Raw genomic sequence first — 21,957 nt, forward strand, 5'->3', positions numbered from 1 at the left:
TCTTGACCTCGACTCCCGGTGCAATGCCGAGTTGATAGATCGGGTGCGCAACCGGTTCCTTGCGGAATTTCGCGGCAATGATCTTGACCTTGAGCCCCGTCCAGGTCGCGTGGATGGGCGGAATGTCGGCAACGGATCCGACGTCCAATGCGTTGGCGCGAAAGGCTTCGATGGTCTGTGGACCGCCGCTGATATTGGCCCATTCGACCTCGAACGGCAGTTGATCGATCAGCCCCGATAATTCCAGCGCCGTTTGCGTCTCGGGATCGCCGATACGAAGCACAGTGCCCGCCGGGATTTTGGTCGGCAGTTTGCCAGCGTCCGGACTACCCGCCTGGGCAATGAGAGGGGAGAAAGAAGCGACCAAGCCTACCGCGAACGCGGCCACGAACCCACCAAACCTCCTTCTTGAAAATCTCTCCACAGCTAACACCATCATCTCGCTCCAGTTTTGGGAAGGCTCCGAATTTCGCTGCTAGTATGTCCAGAGATTTGATAGACTATAAAAGTATCAGGTGCTGTTCTTTGCCACTCAAGGGAAACGCTGTTCGCCTCCAATGCTCATTCGGAGCACGCGCCGCCCAACAACAGGCGGGTTAGGGCGCTGCAGAGCAGCTGGCGTTTCTGACCGGCGAGAGCCCCGCCGTTCCTATCGGCCGGTAATCATCGCAGGCCATAGTGCCTGTCCTTCCACGCCAGCGCGACGCAGGCAGGGTTTCTCATCTGCTGCGGGCCGTCGTCCGCGCGTCGGCAGGCCTCGTCCCAGCGCTGCTGGTCCACCTCATCGGGAAACGGTTCGGTCATTTGCCTCACAACACGGAGATCAACGTGGTGAGTCCTGATTCTCGCATTAAGTGCAATATGTCGCCTCGAATTCTCAAATTAAGTACACAATCTCAAATTAAGTACACAGCTAAGCCTCTGAAATAATTGACTTTGCATTCTCTAGTGCAGTGTGACAATTGTGGCCTAATTCGCTAGAGTGGTTTTTCGCCCCCAGCCGGAACCGATCCCTGAACATGCAGAGCTGCAACCTTTCTCAGTGCGATGCTGAGCTCGTCATAGGTCGGTCCACCAAGACAAAGGCGAATTCCACTTTCATCGCTTTCCTCTGATAAGGAAAGTGCAGGCTCGGTGACCAGTATACCGTTTTCGCGGGCGGCGCTGGCAAGAGCGATGGCCGCCGCGCGGCGTGTCGGGAGGAACATATGGAACCCGCTGCCAATCCAGGCATCAGTTATGGAGCTAAAGACTGAAGCCGCTAGTTTATTCCTCGCGACCGCTTCTGAATGTGTCATCGTCGCGATATGGGATGCGACTCCATCCACGACCCATCTGTACATGACAAGACTTGCAATCGGAGAAACAGTGGAACCCTGCGCGTGGATCACGCGCAGGAGATTACCTAGTTGGTCAGACGGTGCTATGAGAATACCGAGTCGCATTCCAGGCGTTAGAATCTTAGCTAAACTGTTGATATAGTATGTTCTTTCAGGCACGAGATCGAGAAAACAGAGGTGATCTCGAGCGGAGAAGGCAGAGTATACGTCGTCTTCAATGATCAATACATCTCGGTGCCTGCAAATTTCCGCAATATCCTTGAGGCGCGATCGCGACATCGTCTTGCCGGTTGGATTCTGCGCCGTCGGGTTCGTGAATAATATTAGACGCTTCCCCTTCGCCGCGACCTCGTGTGCAATCTTATCGAATGCAGACGGTAGAATGCCCTCAAAATCAGTTTTTATGCCGAATAATTGAAGGCTCAATAGCCCCGCGATCATCTGGAGGCCAGGGAACGGAAGATCGTCTGTCGCTATGCAAAGGTCTGGCGCGAGCAGCGCTGCGAGCACAATTGAAAGTGCTTGCTGGCCACCATTACAGAGGATCATCCGCTCGGCGTCGACGGAGGCACAGTAACGTTGCAGCCATCCTGCGAGTGCCAGACGATGCTGAAACATTCCCTGCGGAGGCGCATATGCTCCGAAGGTCTTGGCATCAATCGCCGACGCTAGCGAAGCCAATGTCCCACTTAGCAACCGGTCCGACATAATGTTCGGAGGCACGTTCACGCTCAGATCAATAGCCTTGTTGATCGTGAGATTTTTTTTGGTCGCGAACATGCCGCGACCATGGACAGATGAGGCGAGGCCTTGGCGCTCCAGCAGGCCATAGGCCTTGGTGACCGTTCCCAAGCCCACGCCTAGTTGATAGCTCAAGTCCCTATGCGCTGGGAGCCTGGCGCTCGGTGGGATTTTGCCACTGCTCAGATCCTCCGCGATCGCGGCTGCGAGGCGCTGGTAGATCGGCTCACTACCTACGGCGAGTCGTGGTTCCCAAGGCGATTTCAACTGCATCTGGCATCCAAAAGTGTCACGTTACATAATAATGATAGCATAATAAGTGTCCCATCGTGTAGATCCTATGCATCCGAATTTGATAGTGGATCATATGCGTGAAGATTATATGCAACCAAGATGATGGCAATCTTTCAAGAAAGCATGGATATATTGATGCGAGGCTGCATAGTCTTAGCAAGAAATTTTCCGACAAGCGTGATAACCATCTGGGATATCCTTACAATCTCGATTTTGACCCCGAGCCAATCTCTCAATTCGACAAGTTTTTAATTAATAATTTAGGTGATCCATATGTCGGTTCACACTATGCGACCGAGGTCTGTGACTTAGAGCGAGAGGTGGTCGACTGGATCATGCGGGTATGGGAGTGCGCCGATCCAGAAAAATATTGGGGGACTGTGGGCGCGAGCGGAACTGAAGGCAATCTATGGGCCATATACCTTGCGCGCGAGACCCTTGATAATCCTGTTCTGATATACTCCACAGAGGCGCACTATTCGCTTCCAAAGGCTGCAAAAATCCTCCGGATCGAGGCTTTGACGTGCGGGGCCGATTGTTCCGGTGCCATCTCTCCAGATGCTCTTTCTGAGGTTATCCACGCAAATCGTCATCGCAGCATCATTCTCGCACTGACCTCTGGAACGACGATCAAAGGCGCACACGACGATATCACGTCCTGCGTCAGCGTTCTGGACCGCGTCGGGATCGATCCGAGCCGACGCTTTGTTCACGTCGATGGCGCCCTGAATGCAATGGTCCTTCCCTTTGTCGATGGCTTACCAAACTGCATCCGTCCCTCTTTCCGGCACGGGATCGACAGCGTGTCAACCTCAGGTCATAAGATGATCGGCACGCCAATGCCCTGCGGTATCCTTGTAGTTCGTCGTGAGCATGTCAGTCGAGTGGCTTCCGCCGTCAGCTACTTGCGCTCAGATGATACGACTCTGATGGGATCGCGCAACGGCCACGCCGTTCTCGCGATCTGGAACCGGGTGATGCGGCTTGGCATAGCCGGTTTCCGCCATAATGCCCGAACCTGCATCGAGCGTGCGGAAGGCCTCGCAGCAGCATTTCGTTCAGCGGGCATCCCGGTGTTGCTCAATCCATGGTCCTTGACGGTTGTATTTCCGAAGCCATCCGAGAGGCTCGTCAGCGAATACCAGCTCGCATGCCATGACAACTCCGCCCACGCGATCGTTATGCCAAACGTCAAAGCTGATCTCATTGACCGCTTCGTCGGTGCCTATACCGCAGAGTGGCGCTGCAATTCTCGGCAAAAGGTGTCTTCATGAACGCTCACGCGCGGCCGCTCTACAGCGGCATCGAAGCGCCCGGCCGCTACGTTCACCATCGTTTTGATCGTTGCATCACTAGTGACATCAAAGCTCTTACAACTGACAATTGGCATGGCCCGCTTTATATCGTGAAGGATTATACGGTGATCGCTGCCTTCGCGTGGCTGGTCATTGGGGTCAACTGGTGGTTCTATCCTCTCGCAGTGATAATGATCGGAGCCCATCAGCGAGGAATCTCCACCATTCTGCACGATTCTGCGCACGGTGTGCTGACAAAGAACCGTCTGCTGAACTTCCTGCTCGGCACATTGCCAACGGCTTGGCCCATCTTTCAACGCCACTTTGCCTACAAGGAATCACACGTCCACAGCCATCATCCCTTTCTGGGAAGAGCCGACGCCGATCCTGACCTGGAGTTCTTCATCGCGGAAGGTGTCTTCACACCCCGAACGGATCGTTCCTTCGTCTGGAACCTCATCATCCTGCCCCTGCTCGGATCGAAAACCTACGCTTATCTGAAGTATCTGGTCCGCAACAGATATCAATTGATCCTCAATTCCCTCTCCGGCAAGGAGAGTTCAGTGCGGGTGAAGCGCGGAGAAAAGTGGCGTTACGAGTTCGATCGCTGGGGATTCTACGCGTTCTGGGCTTGTATCGTCGTGTACGCTTTGATCTATGGCTACTTCTCGGAAGTCGTCCTTCTCTGGGTCGTCCCCTACCTCACCTCATTCCACATTATCGGCTGGTTTATCGAGATGTCTGAGCATTGCAGCTCCATCGAAAATCAGACCGTGAACCTGCACATGGCTAGGAACCGCCGCAGCTGTAATATCGAGAAGTGGCTGACCGCGATTAATAACGACAACTACCATCTCGATCATCATCTCGACCCGACAACCCCGTTCTGGCGCTTACCCGAAGCACATGCCATCCGCATGGGGGACACCGTCTATGCGGCGCACTGCTCCGAAACGGGTGGGATATTCCAGCCTGGCCCAAACGGTGAGCCTTCGATCCTGAAATTGATCCGCGACCAGAACCGGAAGCGCTTCGCCCAGTCTGAATGCCGCGCCGAGAAGTATCCAACTCCCGGAGAGATCCAATATTGACCAAACCAGAGAAAAATGACCCTTCAGCACGATTGGCGCCAACGCCACACCTGCATCCGGAAACGGCAGTGTTGCATGGCGGCTATCGCTATGATCCGGCGACCCTTGCTACAACTGTACCGATCTATCTCTCGAATGCTTATGCATTCGAATCAATTGATCACGCATCGGACGTCTTCGATCTCCGACGCGAGGGGCGCACCTATTCGCGGTTGATGAACCCGACAACGGATATTTTCGAGCAACGCGTTGCGGCTCTGGATGGTGGCGTCGCCGCCTTGGCAACCTCGTCGGGGCAAGCCGCAATTATGCTTGCAATCCTAAACATCACCGTAGCCGGGGACAATATCGTAAGCTCCACGCACCTGTATGGTGGCACAATCAATTTGCTGGCCAGTACGTTTCAACGGCTCGGGATTGAAACCCGCTTCGTCGATCCAAGCGATCCCGAACGTTTCCGCGAAGCCTCAGATCGCCGAACGCGCTGTTGGTTCGGCGAAGCGCTTCCCAACCCCAAGCTCAGCCCTTTCCCGATCGTCGAGGTCGGGGCGATCGCGCAGGAACTCGGAATTCCGCTGATCATCGACAACACGCTGACCCCTCTTATCTCCCGCCCTCTCGAGCTTGGCGCCCACATTACCGTGCACTCCACTTCCAAATATATCAGCGGCCACGGCACGACGATTGGCGGCATTATTGTGGATGGGGGCACCTTCGACTGGGCTGCCTATTCCGAACGCTTTTCGTTGATGACACGTCCTGACATCTCGCACGGTAACATTCTTTGGCTCGATGCCGCGCGCAATCTGCCCGGCCCCTACGGAGCCAGCCCGTTTCTGCTCAAGATGCGCAATACGCTCATGCGCGATTTCGGTCCCTGCCCGTCGCCATTCGCATCTTTTCTCTGTATCCAAGGTCTGGAAACGTTACCTTTGCGAATGCCTCGACATTGCTCCAATGCCCGCCAGCTAGCCGAGTTTCTCATGGCGCATCCTGGCGTTCTCGACGTAACATATCCGACTTTTGGCGGGATTGTTGAACGGCATCGCGCCGAGCAGAACATGGGTGATCATGGTGGCCCGATGCTCGTGTTCGAGATCGCTGGCGGCATTGAGGCTGGGCGCCGTTTTATCGAGCGGTTGCGCCTCGCCTATCACGTCTCAAATATTGGCGACGCGAGAACACTCGCCACGCATCCAGCCTCGACGACACATGCTTCGGTCCCGCGCGAGGCGCGCCTTGCTGCCGGAGTTCGCGATGGAACAATCCGGATTTCTGTAGGACTTGAGCACATTGAGGATATCATCGCCGATATCGGGCAAGCTCTTGAGGGCACCTGATTGTGGCCTCGCTGATAAACAGCGGCCCCGCGTTGGTGTCATTTCCGACCGCCGGACAGAGGACGGCGTCGGGTATGAGACCGTACGCGTTCGTTATCTTGAAGCCCTGCGTACGACCGCAGGTGTCTTACCGCTAGTGATCCCGTGCGGACTGGTGGAAGGGGATTTGCGAGTCTGTTTGTCAGTCCTCAATGGCGTACTGCTGACCGGGGCGGAGTCGAACGTCTCGCCCTCATTTTACGGGGGCCCAGAGGCTTGTCCAAAGACGCTTGATCTTGACCGGGACAGGACAAGCTTTGCTGCGATCAAGATTGCATTATCATCGGGCATTCCCCTGTTCGGAATCTGCCGTGGGCTGCAAGAACTCAATGTCGCACTTGGTGGCAGCCTCTCAAGCAACATCTCGGAAGGTGAAGGTCGGATCACTCATGTGGAAGACCTCTCTCTCCCACGCGACCTTCAATACGCCCCCTTTCATGCAATTCTAGCCGAAGGCCACGGCCACATCGCCCAATGCATCCGCCGCTCGCAAAAGAATCCAGTCTTGGTCAATACCCTGCATCGGCAGGGGATCGCGCGTTTGGCGGATGGCCTTGCGGTTGATGCGCGATGCGTGGACGGCGTTATTGAAGCCATATCGGTAAAGGACACGGCAACTTTTGCTGCCGCCGTACAATGGCATCCTGAATGGTTTCACGTTGAGGATCTGCTCAGCGTCGAAATCTTTCGTGCATTCGGCGAGGCCTGCCGCTCGCATATGATAGAAACAAAGTGACCGCCATGAGAAATGCTTATCTTTCATCAATCCTTGGGGCCGGTTTCGCTCTCCTTGCAGCTCTGTCCAATGGAACCGTCGGCGTGCTTTCGCGGTCCGCTTTCAAGGAAGGCCTCGATCACACTGCAGTTGCATTTTGGCGTTGCGCCATTGCGTTTTCGCTGCTCTCGATCATCATCCTTTTAAGGTCTGGAGGTTTAGCCCGACTAGTCTCAGTGTTCACGGGATCGTGGAAGATCGCCGTCTGCTCCGCGCTTGGCATCTTCACACTTTACCATTTCGAAACCCAAGCTTTCACGTATGCACCGATCCCGCTTGTCGCCATCCTTGTTTTCGCTGGCGGCCTTGGTGCAATCGCGCTCGACATCCTCATCTTGAAGGAAACGGTAACGACGCGAAAGGCGTTCGCCATGACCATGGTCTTTCTTGGAGGCTACTTCGTGATTGCTGGGGACGGCCTGATGACCGGAAGCATTATCGGTGTCAGCCTCGCCCTTATCGCGGGTCTAGGCTACGCCAGCTTTATCTTCGCCTGGAAATTCTTTAAGCTGCGCTCATCCCTAGAAACCTTCTGGTGGTTCCTGGCTTATGGCCTCGTTATGCTCGCTGTTCCCTATGCTTGGAGCGGAGCACCAATCCCGTCAGTGAACGCGCTGCCAAGCTTGCTATCACTGGGGGTTATCCCCTCGTTCTTTGGGTTCTACTGCACAATTCTCGCTCTTCAGCATATCGAGGCATACAAGACGCAGGTCATCGAATCGAGCGAGCCGTTCTTTTCTGCGCTCTTCGCAGCCGCGCTCTTCGGCGAATGGCTGACAGGTCCAGGAATGTTTGCAGCATTGGCCATTATCGTCGGTGCGTTGATTACATCCATGCCAGAGCGCCGTGCCGTCTCTATGCAAGTACGCCCAATTGGCGAAGAGGATTAGGGCAACGTGCTTATTGTCTTTTCCGAGGACCAATATGCTCATGAAAGCGCGGGCGGGTTATGGCGTGGACAGATGGTGCCCTGCTTCGACACACCAGAACGGCCGAAACGAATAATCGCTGGCCTTCGCAATGTGGGGTTCGAACGGATTCTAGCGCCGAAGCCGATTACGTCCAGGTCCCTGCAGACAGTTCACGATCCAGGCTTCATCCAGTTTTTAGAAGTCGCCGAGCGCTGGTGGCACTGACGTTGCAGGACCCGCCTGGCGAGACGACGCACTGGACCGCCGACATGATGGTGGCCGCAGCCGGCATTAGCGCCAGCGCGGTGCGCCGCATCTGGAAGGGCGCACGGGCTGCAGCCCAACCGCTGGCGCCAGTTACCAATGATGCGCAGTTCGTCGACAAACTGCGCAATGTCGTCGGCCTCTACGTTGATCCGCCGGCTCACGCCATCGTGCTGTCGGTCGACGAGAAGAGCCAGATCCAGGCGCTCGACCGCAGCCAGCCCGGCCTGCCCATGAAGAATGGTAGACCCACCGAGAGGATTGCTGGATTGAAGAGGGCACTTCGTTCATCCGGCGGCTTGTTCATCATCCCAAGTGGCCAAAATCTCACTTTGATTAGCAAGGGTGTTGAATACGTACTTCTTGGCATTGGGCACGCTTTCTTCCAGCGACGCCCCAAGCGCAAGAGAGGCGGCAATGGCGCTGGAGAGAATGCAGCCCGTCCCCCGCATATCGCTCGGCAGGCGGCGCGCACCAAATCGAAGGGCAGGGCGGTCCGGCTGCACCAGCAGGTCGACTGCATCGTTGCCGCGGGCATGACCGCCCTTGACGAGGACGGCGGCCGAGACAGTTCTCGACAGCTCCTGACCCAGGCGGCAAGCGGATGCTTCATCGACTACGATCGCGATCCGGTCAGCGCGGCCAATTCCGGCAAGTTCGGCGTGACAATCCGGCAAAGCGGCATGAGATGACCGCGCAGCGCGGCGACAGCGTCTTCCACGATCAGCGCCCCGCCGGACGAAGAGGCGAAAACCGGGTCCAGCATCACTGGAAGATCCGAGTGATTCCGCAGAACCGTCGCGGCTTCCGCCATGTTGTGCCAAGCATCCCGATCTTGATGGCTTCACGTTGCTGGCGGCAACCGCGGCCGGCATCTGAGCTGCGACGAAACCCGGCGCATATGCTCGATCCATTCGACAGACAGATGCGTCTGGGCGGTCACCGCCGTGACGGCGGCGCATGATCTGAGGCCCTGCGCCGCGATCGTCTCAAGGTCGCGTGTGACTCCAGCGCTGCCGCTCGAATCCGAGCCGGCGACAATCAGCACATGCGGCGTCATCGCCATTGGGCCGTCGCCGCCAGCCATTTAGGACACGAACCTCGGGACGCGTGTTGCCGACGATGTCGGTCACGACCGCGGCGCTCTCAGCGCCCTGAGCGAAGACGCCGTTTGCGCGCTCGATGGTCAGCCCGCCGATGGCAACGAGCGGAAGGTCACCGACGCGCTGCTTCCAGACAGCGATGCGGTCGAGCCCCTGTGGCGCGTACCTCATGATCTTGAGCACCGTTGAGTAGATCGGGCCGGGCGCCATATAATCCGGCTCGGCCGCAAGCGCGGTTTTGAGCTCTGCGTCGTCATGGGTGCTGAGGCCCAGTCTGATGCCCACCCGTCGAATCGCCTTCACATCGGCCCGTGCAAGATCCCCCTGGCCAAGATGGACGAAATCGCAGCCTTCTTGCGGAACCCGACCGGCTGGCACGACACGTAAACGACAACTCCTGAGGCGATCATGCCTTGCGCACCGCGCGGATGATCCTGACCAGACGATCGGGATCCCACCGCTTCAAAGCGCATGAACCTGAGCGGCTTGACCTGCCCCCCTGTCAGCGGCGAAACCGCTCCAGACGCCAGCGCCCTGTTTTTTCTGTTGGCATGTTAAATGCTGTCATCGACAAACGCGCTCACACTGAGCAGAAATTGTCCCACGACCACGCAAAAAATGGACCATTCCCGTACGCGAGGCTACTCATGTGTAATCAGGCTATTAGCAAGCTATGGCTTGATCATTAAATTGGCTGCGTCAGCTAACCAGAAGGACTCAAAAAATGACTTACCCCTAGGTTCGCCGTCGGATGGCTCTCTGAAAGAATCTATCGAGGAAAATGGCCATCATGACCCTCGATTGACCTGCCGCGGGTAATTTCCTCCAGTTGGGATTAGAGTCCGGCCTCGTTTGAAGGACGGACTGATGAAGAGAAAGCGGTTTACGGAAGAGCAGATCATCGCGGTTTTGTGCGAGCATGAGGCGGGGGCGAAGGCGGGCGATCTGGCCCGCAAGCACGGGATTTCGGAGGCGACGCTGTACAACTGGAAGGCGAAGTATGGCGGGATGGACGTGTCCGACGCCAAGCGCCTGAAGGCCCTGGAAGACGAGAACGCGAAGCTGAAGAAGCTGCTCGCCGACCAGATGCTGGAAGCCTCGGCGCTGCGCGAGCTTCTGTCAAAAAAATGGTAGGGCCCGTCGCCAAGCGCGAAGCCGTCGCGCATCTGCAGGCCACGATGGGCTTGTCGGAGCGGCGGGCCTGTTCCTTCGTGGGCGCCGATCGCAAAATGATCCGCTACAAGTCCCGGCGTCCGCCCGAGCAGGAACTGCGCGGCCGTCTGCGCGACATCGCTAATGAGCGCCGGCGCTTCGGCTATCGACGCCTGTTCATTCTGCTCAGGCGCGAGGGCGAGGCATCGGGGATCAACCGCATCTATCGGCTCTACCGCGAGGAAGGGCTGGCGGTGCGCAAGCGTCGGGCAAGGCGACGAGCGGTCGGCACGCGGGCGCCGATCCTGGTCGAGGCGAAGCCGAACGCGCGCTGGTCGCTGGACTTCGTGCACGACCAGTTCGCCTGCGGCCGACGCTTCCGCGTGCTCAACATCGTCGACGACGTGACGCGGGAATGCCTGGCCGCCATCCCTGACACCTCGATCTCCGGCCGGCGTGTCGCGCGCGAACTGACGGACCTGATCGCCAAGCGCGGCAAGCCCGACATGATCGTCTCCGACCACGGCACGGAGTTCACCTCGAACGCGATCCTCGCCTGGTCGAAGGATCATCGCGTCGAATGGCACCATCAAAGCCGTATAGCACACCCGTGGCCCTGAACAGATGCTCAGTTCCGTGCATAGCCACCGCATCAGGATGTCTTGGCAAATAGTGTCAGCCAGCCATTGCGTCGGCCGTCATCGGTGAGTTCATGTGGGCGCTCACTTCGTCGTCGGTTATATTGTGGCTCGGCAGTTAAACGGGGCCTTTCAATTTTGTCTGGTTCATCCCCCGTTAGAGATGACGGCACCCGGGGTATGTTCTCCTCAGATCAGGCCAGCCGAAGAGAAGAAGCACTTCGAGGAAGTCTTCACATCGACGATCTACGAGACCGAGCATCCGGTCGTGCGCGTCCATCCGGAAACCGGGGAGAAGTCGCTGCTGCTCGGCAATTTCGTGCAGCGCCTCGTCGGCCTTTCCAAGAGCGATTCCGCCAAACTCTACGAGGTGTTCCAGTCCTACGTCACTGCCCCGGAAAATACCGTGCGGTGGCGCTGGCAAGTAGGCGACGTCGCTATCTGGGACAACCGTGCTACCCAGCATTATGCGGTCAACGACTATGGCGACCAGCACCGGGTTGTGCGTCGCGCTACGGTAGACGGTGACGTTCCGGTCGGCGTCGACGGTCGCCGCAGTATAACCCATGTCAAGGCAGCCAAGCCGGCGGCGAAGGCAGCCTGACCGTCTGAACAGGGGAAAAATGATTAAACTTCGTATCGCCGCGGCCGTATCGCGCTGCGTAACCGCCTCCCAAAGCCTTCTGATTTCCGAGAAGCAAGGCGAGTTGCTGGCTCGAGGCTTGGCCCGAAATCGAGGTCCTGCAGCGTGGCGCATGGCTCGGGTCGCTGCTCGTGGCCTCGCTGCTGCGGTACAGGTCCCTCACCGCCCCACCATTGGCCCGCCTGCACCTCGGATAGCGATCATTCACCGTTTGTTCATTATAATAGCGCACGATCATAACTGGACATGCTGGTAGCTCGTACATGCCTGAAGGCCCCGGCGCGCGACCCAGCGCAGGGGCCTTTTTACTTCCCCAAAATCCATTCCAGCAACGCGGGCACTTCGCAGGATGTCGCAATCCCGCGCTTGCGATGATACGAGTACAGCGAATTGCGCGAGAATTTGGGTTCCTCAAATATAGAATTGTCGCTTGGCACATTGCGATGCCGTTAGGGGAGGACGGCAACCACCCCATCTGCCAAGCGACAATTATGGCTGGTCGAACCCGCGATGACGCGTCTCACTGCAAGAAAGGTAAAACTTTTTTACGTGCGATTCGGCAACGCACTACGAAAGAGATTATGGGTCGCAGCGAGCTCCTCATCTTCCTGTTGCGCCGGTGCAACCGGCGATCGGGACATCTGAAGTCGACGGTTGAAGCCCTGCTCGCCGAGGAGCGGGCTCAAAAATTATCATATCGTGGCGGACCGACTGGAAATGGCTGTTGGCCGTTCCGGTGATTATTACGCCTGCCCTAACCGAAGGTACAACCGTCGTCATTCTACCGACAAGGAAATCCCGCAATAAGGGCGCGCCCGCGAAGCAAGATGGTCCGGCTGACACTTTCGTTGTGCGGCGCACACACAAATCTGGGCCTCCGCTTCGGTTCGCATCGGTGAAGCTTTTCACACCTGAACCTGCTAGAGAGGAGGTATGACCGCGCCTGTCTCAGCACCTGAGGGCGGCGGCTATGCCTCGCTATTGGCAGAGCTCAAGGAGCGGATCCGGACGGCTCGCCTCAAGGCTGCCGTCGCCGTAAACCGCGAGCTGATCCTCCTCTACTGGAGCATCGGCCGCGACATCCTTGCGCGCCAAACGGCCGAGGGATGGGGCGCAAGGATCATCGACCGCCTCGCGGCGGACCTGCGGCGGGACTTCCCGGAGATGACGGGGCTATCCCCTCGAAACCTGAAGTATATGCGCGCCTTCGCGGAGGCGTTCCCCGACGAGGAATTTGTGCAACAGGTCGTTGCACAATTGCCATGGGGCCACAATGTCAAACTTGTCGAGGCCCTGAAGGATCCTACCGAGCGGCTGTGGTACGCTCGCCAAGCCATAGAGCACGGCTGGAGTCGTAATGTCCTCGCCCATCAAATCGAGAGCCAGCTTCATCGACGGCAGGGCAAGGCGCTCACCAATTTCGCTCGGACATTGCCCGCCCCCCAGTCTGACCTCGCGCAAGAGCTCATCAAGGACCCATACAGCTTCGACTTCTTAGCTCTCGGTCCTGAAATGACGGAGCGGGAGCTTGAGCGGGGCCTCTTGGAGCACCTGCGTGCGCTGATCCTTGAGCTTGGCAAGGGCTTTGCCTTCGTCGGCAGCCAATACCATCTTGAGGTTGCGGAGCAGGATTTTTACCTCGACCTCCTATTTTACCATCTCCGGCTGCGCTGCTTCATCGTTGTCGAACTCAAAATTGAGGAGTTCAAGCCGGAGTTCGCGGGCAAGATGAACTTCTATCTTTCCGCGGTTGATGACCAACTTCGGCACGAAACAGACGCTCCCAGCATCGGCATCATTCTCTGCAAGGGGAAGAACGAGGTGATCGTTGAGTACGCGCTCCGTGACTCAACGAAACCAATGGGCATCGCGGAGTACCGGGTGTCGGCAGCGCTTCCCGAACCACTGCAAACTGAGCTGCCTACCGTGGCCGAGTTTGCCCGCGAGTTCCCGCTTATTTCCTTGGTAAAGCTGCGCATTGAAGTTGAACGCGAAATCCGCTTGCTGATTAACAGCGACATGGAAGCTGAGCGACCCGTAGGTCTCGGATCCGTGCTCGAAGAGGTGCAGCGGCTTGGTATTGCGCCACAAAGCGCCGACCGGTTCAGAATCGCCCTTCAAGCGATGAATCGTGCAGCGCACGGACTCGACCTCCCGGAGGCTGATGCGACCCAGGCAACTGAGATCGCCACCGCCTTTATTGCGGAGCTTCGGGCACTCCGCGATGGGCGGTCGGGATGAGTGCCGCAGATCCGGCTCGCACGGTCGACCGCGATTGGAGCGGCGGAGAGGCGCGCGCCCAAGCGCTCCCCGTAGTGCCGCAACTTGTGACTGGCTCGGTTCTGTCAAATCAAACGCACCTTGGCCTAATCGGCCCGAAGCTGCGATTTTGGCCAACTTGCGGAGCAATCCGAGAACGTCACGGCTTGTTCTCCTTGGCTTGGAGGAGCATGGCGACGTTTCGGCGGCAAATTTGAACCCTCTGCGGTCGGGAATTCGCTCGGCGGAGATCGGGTAGCGTGGCCGCTTTGGATCGATGCCGGTGATCCGGAACCGTTCGCTTCCGGTGCAGAACTCGCGTCCGAAGTCCGAAGGGGCCAATCCGAATTGCTCTGCCAAGAACTCGAACCTGTCTTTTTCGAGATTGAATGCGGTGCCGTCGGAAGCGGGAATGCTGACGCGGAACACGGGCTCGAAGAAGAAGCCGGTATCCGTGCCGTGCCATCCGGCGCCCTCGATGACCAGGCCATGGTCCTCAGCGATCTTCTGGCAGACTTCGAGCATGCGGGTCTGGATCTCTTCGCATGTCGCTGGCGTCAGACGGGTTATGAGCCTGCCCTTCGTCATTTGCCCTTCCTCACCTGATAGACAGTACCGCGTGAGACGCCGAGATCGCGGGCGATTTGTGTTGGGCCCTGACCCTGTTTAAGCCTTTGCTGGATCGCGTCGCGGTCGATTTTCGGCGGCCGGCCCTTGTATGTGCCGCGCTTCTTGGCGGCAGCGATTCCCTCCGCCTGGCGCTCGCGCCGCAGATTGGTCTCGAACTCGGCAAAGACACCAAGCATGTCAAAGAAGGCCTTACCGGCGGCGGTCGACGTATCGACAGGTTGTTCTGTCGCGGAGAGATGCGCGCCCTTCGTCTTGAGCTTGTCCACGATCATCTGCAGGTCGCGCAGCGATCTGGCCAGGCGGTCAATCCGGGTGACGACAAGCGTCTCGCCAGCATGAATGAAGTCGAGAATGGTGTTGAGTTGCGGACGGCCTTCCAGGGTAGAGCCGCTCTTCTGCTCCTCGCGAATGACCTCGCAGCCGGCGGCCTTGAGCGCGGCGATCTGCCCGGCGAGGTTCTGGTCGGTGGTGGAGGTGCGAGCGTATCCGATGCGGGTCATGCAAACTGTTCATTTTGGGTGTGCCGGCGCGATGCTCTGTTCATTAACGAAGATTGAGCCCAAAATATACAGGCTTTTCCGGTTGCGACGTGTTCATGGCGGGTGTTCAGGCCGGGTATACCCAAATTAGAACACGCCCATCGGTTCCGGTGGTCAGTTACGCTGTCGTCGTGGTTTCAGCTTTCTGGTAACCTCCGCCAGCCACGCGACTGCACCGGGCGTGGCCTGCCATGCCTGGCCGTTTTCGTCGACGTAGTCAGCTGCCTCATCCTCGCCCCCCAAAGTGATATAGCCGTCGATGGAAGCAACCAAAGGCTGCTTGCCGGAAAGGACGCCAGGCGTCGTGCCCACGAATATCACCATCCTGCCACTGCCGCCGAAATCACCGGAGCTCAACCCGGTCGAAAACCTCTGGCTCGTCATGCGCGAAAACTGGCTGTCGAACCGCATCTTCAAATCCTATGACGATATCGTCGCCCATTGCTGCGATGCTTGGCGCAAGCTCGAAAACCAGCCTTGGCGCATCATGTCCATCGGCCGAAGAGAATGGACAAATGGGTTCTGATCAGTGAGGAAGCGTATTATATTACATATGAAACGTAATATTAATTCAATGAGTGGGAATTGAGTGATAGAAAGAAATAGATAATACGGATCGTTAGCAAGCACTAATAGAAGATATCGCGCGCGAGTATTTGGAACATGCTCGGCGTCAGGAGCGAGACTTCTCCTATGAGAGGAACGCGATGTATTTCGGCTGAGCAATCCATTCTAATCCAAATAAATATTGCGTCAATCGTCGATTGCGATATGCGTTTGCAGTGATTATTATTACTAAGTAAAGAATCTGGCAAGCTCTTGTCTAATACGCACCGTTAATTGCGCCTCCGGTGCGCAGAAATTGTTATGCTGCCGCGGCGTTCCAATTTAACGGGGGAGGCATTCTGAGGGCGGCCACACTAGATCTCAAGAAATATAGCTATCACCGGAGAGCGGCATGCTGAACAATACCATCGCAAGAAATTCATTGCCGAGTATCGATCTTCTGTATGATTATGGACCGTTCTTGCGATTGAGCGAGTCTGAAGGTGGTATTGGGAGCTTTGCTCAAAACAGCCGGCGCCCGCGGGTTGGCATTGTGGGCGCCGGCATCAGTGGCTTGGTGGCGGCGACTGAACTTTTGCGCGCCGGAATAACGGACATCGTGCTATTTGAGGCGCGGGATCGTATGGGTGGGCGGGCTTGGTCACAAATCTTCGACCCGCGCGAACCGCATCTCATTGCCGAGATGGGCGCTATGCGCTTTCCTTCCAGCGCAACCTGCCTGTTCCATTATCTGGACAAATTGAGGATAGATACCGCAGCTTCCTTCCCCGATCCGGGCATCGTGGATACCGAGGTGCACTATCGAGGTGCGCGTCATTTATGGCAGGCCGGCGAGTCTCCGCCGCCACTGTTCAGACGCGTTCATCAAGGATGGCAGGCTTTGATAAGCGACGGTTACGTGCACGAAGGGATTCAACTGCCCGCACCGGCGAAGATCACAACTTTGCTTCGGTCGCATCGCTTTGACCAAGCTCGTGACGCATGGCAGGCCTGGCTAGATTCGTTTCGCGACATCTCCTTCTATTCGGCCCTCGTCACCATCTTTACCGGACCGCAGCCACCAGGGCGCGTACCTTGGAAAAGGCCGGAAGATTTTGAGCTTTTCGGATCGCTGGGGATTGGATCTGGAGGCTTTTTACCTGTGTACCAAGCCGCGTTTACTGAGATACTGCGTCTAGTAATTAACGGGTACGAGGACGATCAGCGCCTGATTATGGGAGGGATCTCCCTGTTGGTGAAACGGTTGGCTGAACAGGAGCTTAACGGTGTGAGTTTGCGGCAGCGTGTCCGCTACGGTCATGTAAGCCGTATTTACAAACAGGGCGGTCAGATTCTCGTGACATGCGCAGGAGGGCAGGTCGTGCCTTTTGACCGCGTCATCGTCACTACCAGCAATCGAGCTATGGAGTTGGCCCATCGTCTCACGGCGGATGGAACCTTTCTTACTAACGAAGTTTTGCGAGCGGTCAGAGAAACTCACCTTACCGGCTCTTCCAAGCTGTTTATGCTGACGGAAAACAAGTTCTGGTTAAAAAAGGGCTCGCCGACAACCATCTTGTCAGATGGCCTTGCCAGAGGGGTTTACTGCCTAGACTATCAGCCAGATGATCCGGATGGTAAGGGCGTGGTGCTGTTAAGTTATACATGGGAAGATGATGCTAACAAAATGCTTTCCATTCTGGACAAAAAGGAACGGTGCCAGCGTCTGGTCGATGATCTGGCCACCATTTCCCCTGATTTCGCCCGTCATCTAGTCCCGGCTAACGGTGACTATGAACGTCATGTCCTGCAGCACGATTGGCTGATGGATCCATATTCAGTAGGTGCCTTCAAGCTCAATTATCCTGGTGAAGACATCTATTCAGAACGGTTATTTTTCCAATTCGCTACCGCAAAAAGACCGGAAGAAGACACGGGCTTGTATCTCGCAGGATGTGGATGCTCCTTTACCGGCGGGTGGGTCGAGGGCGCGGTACAAACGGGCTTGAATGCCGCATGTGCTGTTATCCGCAGCAGTGGCGGCCAGCTCTTGAGCGGTAACCCTATTGATTCGATGAATTCCGCTTATCGATATTGAGAACCGGTAAATTTAGCGTTCTTTAGAAAAGGCTTCTTAAATGTTTGCAACGTCCACACTCGAGGAGATTTGCAATCAAATACTGGCCGGGAAAACCTCGGCGTTGGATATCAGGGAATCGGCACTTTAGGGCGCAAAAATCCATTGTCGACCGGTTAGGATGGGATTTCCTGCGCTGACAGGCGCGGGATGCAGTAGCATCGGTACTGGAACCGCCGCAAAGCCAAGCGCTTGCTGACGCGGCTGCTGAAGAAGCAAGGCGTCGCGCCGAAGCGCATGATCACCGACAAGCTGCGCTCCTATGGAGCAGCCAGGCGACAGGTGATGCCGGACGTCGAGCATTGGTCGCATAAGGGATTGAACAACCGTGCCGAGAATTCGCATGTGCCGCTGCGAAAACGGGAGCGGATTATGCAAGGCTTCCGATCACCAGGAGCACTGCAACGCTTCGTTTCGATCTTCTCGGCTCTGCGCAATCTCTTCGTCCCGCCCCGCTCAAAACGCTCCGCTCTCGCTACACATATTCACCGCCTGCAGGCCATGGCGGAATGGAAAGCCGTGGCCATGGTCAGCTGACATCAGCGGCTGCAGGTCTCAACGCGTGTATACAGACAACGTGACATCCCCCCTCATCCCGTTGAAACGGGACGACAGCCCCGGAAACTCAGCGAAATGAGTCAATTGTCGGCGGCCCTTGCTGAATGCAGGCTGCCGGAAGAGGGAGCAACTTAACCAACTTTGACCTATTAAGGGCGCGGCGACGCATGGCTATATTTTGGGCAGAGCCATAGGACGCGGCCTAATGAGTACCGTCGTGGCGAAGCCAGAGCAAGCGTATTGGATGGGTTCCCGTCCTGCGGTTGCTGACGGCATGAGCACAGGCCTGCTCGACCAGCCGCGTCGGATAGCTTCGCCACTTTGCCCGACAGAACAGTCGGCTTTCAAAACTGGTTTCACGGCTGAAACACGATTGCTCTCTCCTTCGCGTTGTTCCCGAAACGCAACGGCCAAAGGTTTCTAACCTGACACACTCCTGAGATAGGCGATGACGTTTTTGAGGTCCTCGGGATTCTTGAGGCCAGGGAACCCCATTTTGTTCGCCGGGACTTTCGCCTTGGGATTGGCCAAATATGCCATCAGGTTCGGCTCATCCCATACGAGGCCCGCTGCGCCCGCATCCTTCATGGCTTTCGAGTACGAATAGCCCGGGACGGTGCCAGCTGTCCGGCCTACAACGCCTTTCAAGGTTGGCCCGACCTTATTCGCGTCGGTATCAGCGCTGTGGCAGGCGGCACACTTTTTGAAGACTGTCTTTCCGGCCTCGATATCCTGAGCCCGGGCGACCGGAGGCAAGCACGCCAAAACCATTGTGGCGCCGACGAACAGATATTTCACGCGGGAATTCCCCGATTGAAGATACGGCAGGCGGTCGATATGTTTATAAGCCATGATCCAATCCTCGCTTAAAGTACGTTGCTCAGGCAGCCGTAAAGAAGCTCGTCGACTCACTCGGCGTAGATTTCGCCCTTGGCGTCGATGCGCAGCTCGTATTGAGGAATATTGGCCGTCGACTGGTCCCAGATCTGCTACCTTTCTCAAATGTGTGTTGTGGTCGGGACAACTAAAGGAGTGGTCATCTGCGTTGTAGTTCCATGGAAAGCTCTTGTGCGGGCGCGTGGTCGAGAATCTGACAATGTCGCGGTCCGGCCCGCGCCGTCTGGTAACTGACGTCGAGGGTTCGTTCGGCTTCAGCCTGTTCGATGGGTATTCGACGAGTGCCAGCCCCAGTGCAGACTTTGTCTGAGTCTGCGCAGGCAGTTCCACAGGTATGGCCCTTCCTGCATCGGCAAACGTTCCTCCTCTTAGAAATTGACGGCGGCCGATGTCAGGCAGCTTGTTGCAGCAATTCATGCGTCCTACCCATTAGGCGAAATGTTATCGCAAATAGCTCTGCAACGCTTGTGCCAACCGGAAAAGCCGGCGATTTCATACAAAATGCGAATGGGATCCATTTCCGAGGAGTCGCAGCCAAGGCCTCGCAGACCCATATCGCAAATCGTCTGTCAGCGGTCCTCGACAGCTCGCAAAGATTGGTCGGGTAGGCGCGCTGCACCCGCGAGAAGAAGCTTTCGACCTGGTTGGTGTTCGTGCCGCCCTCGGTCTGGTAGGCCTTGGAGTGGTTCACTCGCTTCAGCTTGTTGACGCCCGCCAGGTCGTTGTAGCTGCCATGCTCGTCGGAGATCACGGTTCACGGTAGCTTCGCGGGAGACGTGGTCACGGACCGCTGCCCACCTCCGTCATCGTCGCGGATGCCGCGCGTGAATGTCTGGCCGCCACGCCTGAAGCAGTTCCAGAACATGAAGCGGCTGTGCGCCTTGGCGCTCAGGAGCGCGGTCTCGGCCGGCGGTCGACGCGGTCTTCGGCCTTGTTCGCGGGTCGGATATAGCCGCCAGCGTATTGCCGTCGATCTCGACTTCGCCCTTGAGCACCATGTCTTCCCTGCGCCACGCGATCGCCTCACGTAGCTTCATGAGCATCACCCAGGCGGTCTTGAACTGCACGCCGGGCAGCGGCACATGCGAATTCTCGGCACGGTTGTTCAATCCCTTATGCGCCCGATGCTCGACGTCCGGCATCACCTGTCGCCTGGCTGCTCCATAGGAGCGCAGCTTGTCAGTGATCATGCGCTTCGGCGCGACGCCTTGCTTCTTCAGCAGCCGCGTCAGCAAGCGCTTGGCCGCTTTGGTGTTGCGGCGGTTCTGGACGATCTCGTCGAGCACATAGCCATCCTGGTCAACGGCGCGCCACAACCAGTGTTTCCTGCCGGCGATGGTGATGACGACCTCGTCCAGGTGCCAGACATCGTTTCGGCTGTGCTGCTTGCGGCGCAAGCGGCGAGCGTAATGCGGACCGAACTTGATGCCCCACCGGCGGATTGTCTCATACGAAACCACGATCCCGCGCTCCAGCAGCATTTCCTCGACCAGACGCAGGCTCAAGGGGAACCTGTAGTAGAGCCAGACCGCATTGGCGATGATCTGCGGCGGGAAACGATGGCGCTTGTAGCTGACGGTTGCGGTTCATGACATCGGGTCTATGCCGCAAATCCCTGAACGCGAGTTAAGTTGATAACGCCCGTCGACCTGGTCAACAGGCTCGAGACCGAGACCCGTGCCGGCCGGCAGGGACGTATTGCCGATCATCTCACTCGGCTCGACTTCGTCGTGTTCGATGAACTCGGCTATCTTCCCTTCGCCCAGGCCGGCGGGCAGTTGCTCTTCCATCTCGTCTCCAAGCTCTACGAGCGCACCAGCGTCATCATCACCACCAATCTCGCCTTCGGCGAATGGCCGAGCGTCTTCGGTGATTCCAAGATGACCACCGCGCTGCTCGATCGCCTGACGCACCACTGTGAGATCGTCGAGACCGGAAACGACTCCTGGCGCTTCAAGAGCCGCTCTCAAAGCTAAAGCCGAAAAGCCAATCAGCCGCGCCCGATCAGGCTGTGCAACCCCGACCAGCTCCGCCTGATCGGGCGCTCATCGGCGTGCCCTTCACCGCCCCAACACCGGGGTCCCTTTTGCGCGAAAATGCGGGGTCCCGATTCCACGCTCATTGACACTCCGACGAGGCCTCCGACGGCACCCGCGGGCCGGCAACGGTGGCCGCTTCCATTATCCGGGCACTTGGTACATTGGAAGAGCAACCGGCGGCTTCCAGCGGAAGCAGCCGGTGCGGATAGGACGATTGGCGCGACTCGCTGTCGAGAACCGGACTATGGCAATGTGAGAAGGACGGAGTGACGGCTATCCACCGGAGCCCCGTCAAGGCCCGTGCAGCGCACGTCCACAACAAGATCCTGGCCGGCTGACGCCGTCGAGCTTGCCGCACAGCGGCTGTCCGGCGACCCGAACGCGACAACCTGCACGTCGACTTGCGCGCTATCCCACTCTCCAAGCCCCACAAAGGTCACCGCGTAGGATCCGATGCCTGTTCGCTCGGCGGTGACATCGCCGTAGGCGGTGGCAGGGGACGCATCGGCGAGCGAGCCGGCATCGGTGCTCCAGACAAAGCCAACTGTCTCGGAGAGCGACGTCGCGGTGCCCGCACTCTTCGCCACCTCGATCATGAACTCCAGGCCAAGCTTCGCAAACTTCGCCTGCTTTATGCCGCCGGTGTCGATCCGCTCGAGCAGATCGTTGGGGGTGTGGATCACGTTATTGTATCCTCAAAAAGCGTCTCGAACGGGAATGCGGCCG

Annotated in this window: 17 protein-coding genes and 10 pseudogenes; 15 read left to right on the forward strand and 12 right to left on the reverse strand. The window is 57.4% G+C overall.

Translation table 11 applies throughout. From position 1 onward, the window contains the following. From AC0L2C_RS31180 to AC0L2C_RS31190, 3 genes and pseudogenes are all read right to left on the reverse strand, one after another. Positions 1-436 (reverse strand): annotated as a pseudogene (locus tag AC0L2C_RS31180) (ABC transporter substrate-binding protein); the annotation flags it as partial. 227 nt (positions 437-663) lie between these two features. Continuing rightward, positions 664-804: a hypothetical protein gene (locus tag AC0L2C_RS31185; protein WP_473525221.1), complete on the reverse strand. Its 141-nt coding sequence runs from the start codon at positions 802-804 to the stop codon at positions 664-666. Between the two features lie 173 nt (positions 805-977). Then, complete coding sequence (locus AC0L2C_RS31190; protein ID WP_473525222.1) at positions 978-2,354, reverse strand: aminotransferase-like domain-containing protein; 1,377 nt, start codon at positions 2,352-2,354, stop codon at positions 978-980. Positions 2,355-2,452: 98 nt separating this feature from the next. Here AC0L2C_RS31190 and AC0L2C_RS31195 point away from each other — a divergent pair, with 98 nt between their 5' ends. The 6 genes and pseudogenes from AC0L2C_RS31195 to AC0L2C_RS31220 all read left to right on the forward strand — a co-directional run. After that, positions 2,453-3,649, forward strand: a complete 1,197-nt coding sequence (locus tag AC0L2C_RS31195) for a histidine decarboxylase (protein ID WP_473525223.1) — start codon at positions 2,453-2,455, stop codon at positions 3,647-3,649. Further along, positions 3,646-4,761: a fatty acid desaturase gene (locus AC0L2C_RS31200; protein WP_473525224.1), complete on the forward strand. Its 1,116-nt coding sequence runs from the start codon at positions 3,646-3,648 to the stop codon at positions 4,759-4,761. The genes AC0L2C_RS31195 and AC0L2C_RS31200 overlap by 4 nt, the downstream gene beginning before the upstream one ends. Beyond that, a complete protein-coding gene (locus AC0L2C_RS31205) occupies positions 4,758-6,101 on the forward strand; it encodes an O-acetylhomoserine aminocarboxypropyltransferase/cysteine synthase family protein (protein ID WP_473525225.1) in 1,344 nt (447 codons plus the stop codon). Before AC0L2C_RS31200 ends, AC0L2C_RS31205 begins: the two co-directional genes overlap by 4 nt. Then, a complete protein-coding gene (locus AC0L2C_RS31210) occupies positions 6,088-6,876 on the forward strand; it encodes a gamma-glutamyl-gamma-aminobutyrate hydrolase family protein (protein WP_473525248.1) in 789 nt (262 codons plus the stop codon). The genes AC0L2C_RS31205 and AC0L2C_RS31210 overlap by 14 nt, the downstream gene beginning before the upstream one ends. A gap of 5 nt (positions 6,877-6,881) precedes the next feature. Next, positions 6,882-7,805: a DMT family transporter gene (locus AC0L2C_RS31215; protein WP_404928054.1), complete on the forward strand. Its 924-nt coding sequence runs from the start codon at positions 6,882-6,884 to the stop codon at positions 7,803-7,805. Between the two features lie 269 nt (positions 7,806-8,074). Next, positions 8,075-8,338 (forward strand): annotated as a pseudogene (locus AC0L2C_RS31220) (IS630 family transposase); the annotation flags it as partial. Between the two features lie 39 nt (positions 8,339-8,377). On the opposite strand, the gene AC0L2C_RS31225 reads toward AC0L2C_RS31220, so the two are convergent. From AC0L2C_RS31225 to AC0L2C_RS31235, 3 genes and pseudogenes are all read right to left on the reverse strand, one after another. Then, positions 8,378-8,767, reverse strand: coding sequence for a bifunctional hydroxymethylpyrimidine kinase/phosphomethylpyrimidine kinase (locus AC0L2C_RS31225; protein ID WP_404926246.1), 390 nt, complete (start codon positions 8,765-8,767; stop codon positions 8,378-8,380). Next, a pseudogene (locus tag AC0L2C_RS31230) lies at positions 8,707-9,177 on the reverse strand (bifunctional hydroxymethylpyrimidine kinase/phosphomethylpyrimidine kinase). Before AC0L2C_RS31230 ends, AC0L2C_RS31225 begins: the two are co-directional and overlap by 61 nt. Next, positions 9,080-9,571 carry a thiamine phosphate synthase gene (locus AC0L2C_RS31235; protein WP_473525226.1) on the reverse strand — a complete coding sequence of 164 codons (492 nt, stop codon included), beginning with the start codon at positions 9,569-9,571 and terminating at the stop codon, positions 9,080-9,082. The pseudogene AC0L2C_RS31230 and the gene AC0L2C_RS31235 overlap by 98 nt, the downstream one beginning before the upstream one ends. Positions 9,572-10,060: 489 nt before the next feature. Between AC0L2C_RS31235 and AC0L2C_RS31240 the strand changes: the two are divergent. From AC0L2C_RS31240 to AC0L2C_RS31255, 4 genes and pseudogenes are all read left to right on the forward strand, one after another. After that, positions 10,061-10,935 (forward strand): annotated as a pseudogene (locus AC0L2C_RS31240) (IS3 family transposase); the annotation flags it as partial. Positions 10,936-11,176: 241 nt separating this feature from the next. Further along, positions 11,177-11,587, forward strand: a pseudogene (locus tag AC0L2C_RS31245) (TauD/TfdA dioxygenase family protein); the annotation flags it as partial. Positions 11,588-11,694: 107 nt separating this feature from the next. Then, positions 11,695-11,823: pseudogene (locus AC0L2C_RS31250) on the forward strand (DUF1612 domain-containing protein); the annotation flags it as partial. A 736-nt stretch (positions 11,824-12,559) separates the two neighbouring features. Next, a complete protein-coding gene (locus tag AC0L2C_RS31255; RefSeq protein WP_473525227.1) occupies positions 12,560-13,867 on the forward strand; it encodes a PDDEXK nuclease domain-containing protein in 1,308 nt (435 codons plus the stop codon). A 602-nt stretch (positions 13,868-14,469) separates the two neighbouring features. On the opposite strand, the gene AC0L2C_RS31260 is transcribed toward AC0L2C_RS31255, so the two are convergent. Together AC0L2C_RS31260 and AC0L2C_RS31265 are read right to left on the reverse strand one after the other, a co-directional pair. Then, entirely contained in the window at positions 14,470-15,015 is a 546-nt protein-coding gene (locus AC0L2C_RS31260) for a recombinase family protein (protein WP_473525228.1), read from the reverse strand. 153 nt (positions 15,016-15,168) lie between these two features. Beyond that, the gene (locus AC0L2C_RS31265; RefSeq protein WP_473525254.1) at positions 15,169-15,465 is read right to left on the reverse strand and encodes a hypothetical protein; all 297 of its coding nucleotides are present in this window, start codon (positions 15,463-15,465) and stop codon (positions 15,169-15,171) included. Between AC0L2C_RS31265 and AC0L2C_RS31270 the strand changes: the two are divergent. The 4 genes and pseudogenes from AC0L2C_RS31270 to AC0L2C_RS31285 form a co-directional block, all read left to right on the forward strand. Next, positions 15,359-15,580: pseudogene (locus tag AC0L2C_RS31270) on the forward strand (transposase); the annotation flags it as partial. The gene AC0L2C_RS31265 and the pseudogene AC0L2C_RS31270 sit on opposite strands and share 107 nt — an antisense overlap. A gap of 106 nt (positions 15,581-15,686) precedes the next feature. After that, the gene (locus AC0L2C_RS31275) at positions 15,687-15,776 is read left to right on the forward strand and encodes a hypothetical protein (RefSeq protein WP_473525249.1); all 90 of its coding nucleotides are present in this window, start codon (positions 15,687-15,689) and stop codon (positions 15,774-15,776) included. Positions 15,777-16,012: 236 nt separating this feature from the next. Then, positions 16,013-17,698 (forward strand): NAD(P)/FAD-dependent oxidoreductase, encoded by a 1,686-nt coding sequence (locus tag AC0L2C_RS31280; RefSeq protein ID WP_473482428.1) that lies wholly within the window; start codon positions 16,013-16,015, stop codon positions 17,696-17,698. Between the two features lie 222 nt (positions 17,699-17,920). Continuing rightward, positions 17,921-18,274, forward strand: a pseudogene (locus AC0L2C_RS31285) (DDE-type integrase/transposase/recombinase); the annotation flags it as partial. A gap of 441 nt (positions 18,275-18,715) precedes the next feature. Here the strand turns inward: AC0L2C_RS31285 and AC0L2C_RS31290 are convergent. From AC0L2C_RS31290 to AC0L2C_RS31300, 3 genes and pseudogenes are all read right to left on the reverse strand, one after another. Then, on the reverse strand, positions 18,716-19,066 hold the full coding sequence (locus AC0L2C_RS31290) for a c-type cytochrome (protein WP_473482474.1): 351 nt from the start codon (positions 19,064-19,066) through the stop codon (positions 18,716-18,718). 517 nt (positions 19,067-19,583) lie between these two features. Beyond that, positions 19,584-19,943, reverse strand: coding sequence for a transposase (locus tag AC0L2C_RS31295; RefSeq protein ID WP_473525229.1), 360 nt, complete (start codon positions 19,941-19,943; stop codon positions 19,584-19,586). Between the two features lie 322 nt (positions 19,944-20,265). Then, positions 20,266-20,736: pseudogene (locus AC0L2C_RS31300) on the reverse strand (IS6 family transposase); the annotation flags it as partial. 96 nt (positions 20,737-20,832) lie between these two features. On the opposite strand from AC0L2C_RS31300, the pseudogene AC0L2C_RS31305 reads away from it, so the two are divergent. Next, a pseudogene (locus AC0L2C_RS31305) lies at positions 20,833-21,168 on the forward strand (ATP-binding protein); the annotation flags it as partial. A 305-nt stretch (positions 21,169-21,473) separates the two neighbouring features. Here AC0L2C_RS31305 and AC0L2C_RS31310 read toward each other — a convergent pair. Continuing rightward, a complete protein-coding gene (locus tag AC0L2C_RS31310; RefSeq protein WP_473525230.1) occupies positions 21,474-21,914 on the reverse strand; it encodes a hypothetical protein in 441 nt (146 codons plus the stop codon). Positions 21,915-21,957: the final 43 nt, after the last annotated feature.

The sequence above is a fragment of the Mesorhizobium sp. WSM4845 genome (genome assembly GCF_055811455.1).

What these genes read in the sequence shown, in the direction of transcription:
- AC0L2C_RS31185 (WP_473525221.1), bottom strand. Translation starts at nt 804, where the DNA reads ATGACCGAACCGTTTCCCGATGAGGTGGACCAGCAGCGCTGGGACGAG.
- AC0L2C_RS31255 (WP_473525227.1), top strand. Translation starts at nt 12,560, where the DNA reads ATGACCGCGCCTGTCTCAGCACCTGAGGGCGGCGGCTATGCCTCGCTA.
- AC0L2C_RS31215 (WP_404928054.1), top strand. Translation starts at nt 6,882, where the DNA reads ATGAGAAATGCTTATCTTTCATCAATCCTTGGGGCCGGTTTCGCTCTC.
- AC0L2C_RS31280 (WP_473482428.1), top strand. Translation starts at nt 16,013, where the DNA reads ATGCTGAACAATACCATCGCAAGAAATTCATTGCCGAGTATCGATCTT.
- AC0L2C_RS31190 (WP_473525222.1), bottom strand. Translation starts at nt 2,354, where the DNA reads ATGCAGTTGAAATCGCCTTGGGAACCACGACTCGCCGTAGGTAGTGAG.
- AC0L2C_RS31260 (WP_473525228.1), bottom strand. Translation starts at nt 15,015, where the DNA reads ATGACCCGCATCGGATACGCTCGCACCTCCACCACCGACCAGAACCTC.
- AC0L2C_RS31265 (WP_473525254.1), bottom strand. Translation starts at nt 15,465, where the DNA reads ATGCGGTTCGACAGCCAGTTTTCGCGCATGACGAGCCAGAGGTTTTCG.
- AC0L2C_RS31200 (WP_473525224.1), top strand. Translation starts at nt 3,646, where the DNA reads ATGAACGCTCACGCGCGGCCGCTCTACAGCGGCATCGAAGCGCCCGGC.
- AC0L2C_RS31290 (WP_473482474.1), bottom strand. Translation starts at nt 19,066, where the DNA reads ATGGTTTTGGCGTGCTTGCCTCCGGTCGCCCGGGCTCAGGATATCGAG.